The organism is Pelagicoccus enzymogenes (assembly GCF_014803405.1).
GTDB lineage: Bacteria > Verrucomicrobiota > Verrucomicrobiia > Opitutales > Opitutaceae > Pelagicoccus > Pelagicoccus enzymogenes.
In genome coordinates, this window is record NZ_JACYFG010000052.1 from 1 (window position 1) to 2,694 (window position 2,694).

General features: G+C 61.8%; 3 protein-coding genes. All 3 read right to left on the minus strand.

The features are described 5' to 3' along the window. Nucleotides 1-638: IS256 family transposase (locus IEN85_RS22005; RefSeq protein ID WP_191618670.1), on the minus strand; the 638-nt coding region annotated here is incomplete at its 3' end. 190 nt (nt 639-828) lie between these two features. Beyond that, nucleotides 829-2,298 (minus strand): IS66 family transposase, encoded by a 1,470-nt coding sequence (gene tnpC / locus IEN85_RS22010; protein WP_191616992.1) that lies wholly within the window; start codon nt 2,296-2,298, stop codon nt 829-831. A 45-nt stretch (nt 2,299-2,343) separates the two neighbouring features. Continuing rightward, nucleotides 2,344-2,694 (minus strand): IS66 family insertion sequence element accessory protein TnpB (tnpB, locus tag IEN85_RS22015; protein WP_191616993.1); only part of this gene is annotated, 351 nt, incomplete at its 5' end.

The following is a 2,694-nucleotide window of genomic DNA, read 5'->3' on the forward strand; positions in this document are numbered from 1 at the left end:
ACGCCGAGCACCTCGCGGAAGCCATGCTCGTTGACGCCGATGGCGACAAGCACGCTCACGTTCTCCATCTCGCCTCCCCACGAGCGCTTCAGCCACAGCCCGTCCATAAACGCGTAGACGTAGCGGCTTCGCAGGGGTCGCTGCCGCCACGCCTCGATCCGTTCGTATATCTTCTGATTGAGATCGCTCACGGTCGAAGGGCTTACCCTGGCGCCCCAAAGGGCCTCGGTTATGTCCTCGATCCGTCGGACCGACACGCCAGCCAAGTACATCTCGACCAGCGATTCCTCCACGCTGGACTCGCGTCTGCGGTAGCGTTCGATGATCTGGGTCTCGAAGCTCGCTCCGCGAAGCTTGGGGACCTTCAGCTTAACTTCGCCAGCTCCCGTATGCAGCTTGCGCTCGTAGTGGCCGTTGCGATGAGCCGAACGCTCGTCGCTGCGTTCGTAGCGCTTCGCGTTGCAGATTTGGTCGGCCTCGGCGTCGAGCAGACCGTTTATCGCCTCCTCGACGGTTCCACGAACGAAGCCGCCCAGATCCTTCTTTAGGTTGCCGAAGTCGATCTTCACGACTTCGCTTGATGCCGATCCCTCGGCTGTTATCGTCTCGTTTACTGTCTTTCCGTTGGTGTCTTCCATCTTGGGTATTTGTTTGAACACCAACTGCCTACCGGATCATCGGCGGAAAGGCACCTCTACTAATTTGCGAAACTTTTCGGACGTTATCTCTCGCTAGCGCGTATTCGTTTTCCTACGACATTGAAACCGAGGAACTCGCATTTCCCCAAGGGGGCCACGCGCGTCTTGTAAGCGGTACAAAATCTGCCCCTTAGGCTGGTCTTGACTTCTTCCAGTTTGCCGGGGTCAGAGCCCTGAGCTCTTGCTCCTGCATGATGCCGGTGTTCCGGCTCAGGACGTCTTGCAGATATTCAAGCGGCTGGATGTCCAGGCGTTGGCAGGAGATCAGGATCGAGTAAAGGATCGCCGCGCGATCGCCGGCTTGGGGATGACCTACGAAGAGCCAGTTCTTCTTGCCGACCGCGGTCGGCCGGATGGCGTTCTCCATCCAGTTGTTGTCGATCGCGACGTGGCCGTGACGCAGGTAGGTCGAGAGGTAGCCCCAGTGCGAGAGCGAGTAGTCGCAGGCCTTGGACAAGCCGCTTGACGGAAGGCCTCCACGTCTGAGGATTCCCAATACGCGGCGGATGCGGGCGTGAGCGTTGGCGGACCTCTTGAGGCGAAGGGCCAAGGCTGCTTCCGCGTCGAGGCCGTTCTCGCGGATCTCGCTTTCGACCTCGTAGAGCTTGGCGACGAGCTTGAGGTAGACGCCGCACTCGCGCGGGAAGCTCTCCTTGGCATCGAAGAACTTGCGCCGGGCGTGCGCCCAGCAAGCGGCCAGCTCGATCGCCTCGCTGGACTTCTGCAGCTTCGGGTACGCCTCGTACATGTCGGCCTGGACCACGCCCTCGAAGCCTTCCAGGTGCGAGGTGACCGAGGCGTGGCAGCGCCCGCCGCTCCACTTGTACCAAACGTCGCCAAGCGGCCGGGTCATGCCGCAAAGGTAGCCGGTTTTCGTGCTCTTCTCCCCGTAGTCGGGATCCTGATACTTTATCGGCGTCTCGTCCACCTGGACGTATCCGCCCTCGAGAAGGTCGAGGCGCATATGGTTGTAGATCGGCTTGAGCCATTCGGCGACCTTCTCGACCCAGCGGACCAGGTTCTGGCGGCTGACGGCGAAGCCGTGGCGCTTGTAGATGGAGCATTGGCGGAACAGCGGCAAGTGGTCGAGGAACTTCGAGACGACGACGTAGGCGAGCAGCTCCGCCGAGGCCAGGCCTTCCACAACGCGAAGCGGGGCCGGGGCCACGACTGGCGCCTTGGACTTGTCTCCAACTTTCCGATACTTGGGGCGGACGATGCGGCGGCGGTAGAACTTCGGCGGATCGACCTTCACCTCGTAGGTCTCCTCCTCGCCGATGCGTTCGTAGCTGGAAGGCTCCGCCTTCACCTCATCGGGCTCGACTACCGTCTCCTCGAGGACCGGAAGGTGGCCGTAGAGCTCGTCGCGAGTCTTGCGCGAGGGCTTTGCCTTGCGCTCGTAGGACACCTTCTGCGGCGGCTCGGCCGCCTTGGCTTCCTCGAGCTTGCCCAGCAGGAGGTCGAGTTGGTTGAGGTCGACCTTCTCGGACTTGCCTCCGGCGAAGACCTGGCGGCGGAACCACGCGATCTGGGCCTCCAGCTCGGCTACGCGGCCTTTAAGCGTCGCGTTCTCGGCTAGGACTTCCTCTATCGGCGGCATCGCGTATCTGGATAGAGGATACGCGGTCCGGATCAACGATTTTCTTCAGCGTTCGTACCAGGCCTTGGCCATCCCGTCCTTGAGGTCTATGCCGCCGAGCAGCATCGACAAGGCCTCGCTCTTGAGCCGCAGCTTTCCGCTGGCGGCGTCGCTGGGCCTGGGCCAGGTGAAGCCGCCCTTCTCCAGACGCTTGGCCAGCACCCAAAGCCCGGTGCCGTCGAAGAAGAGTATCTTCAGGCGGTTGCGCCTCCTGTTGGAGAAGACGAACATCCCGCCCTGCAGCGGGTTTTCCTTGAGCTGGTTGGCGGCGACGGCGTAGAGCCCGTCGAAGCTCTTTCGCATGTCCACCGGCTCGACCGCCAGGAAGATGCGAACCGCGGAGGAAAAGCTCAGCAT

Excerpts from the sequence above, each read along its gene's own strand:
- tnpC (WP_191616992.1), bottom strand. The coding sequence starts at position 2,298 with ATGCCGCCGATAGAGGAAGTCCTAGCCGAGAACGCGACGCTTAAAGGC.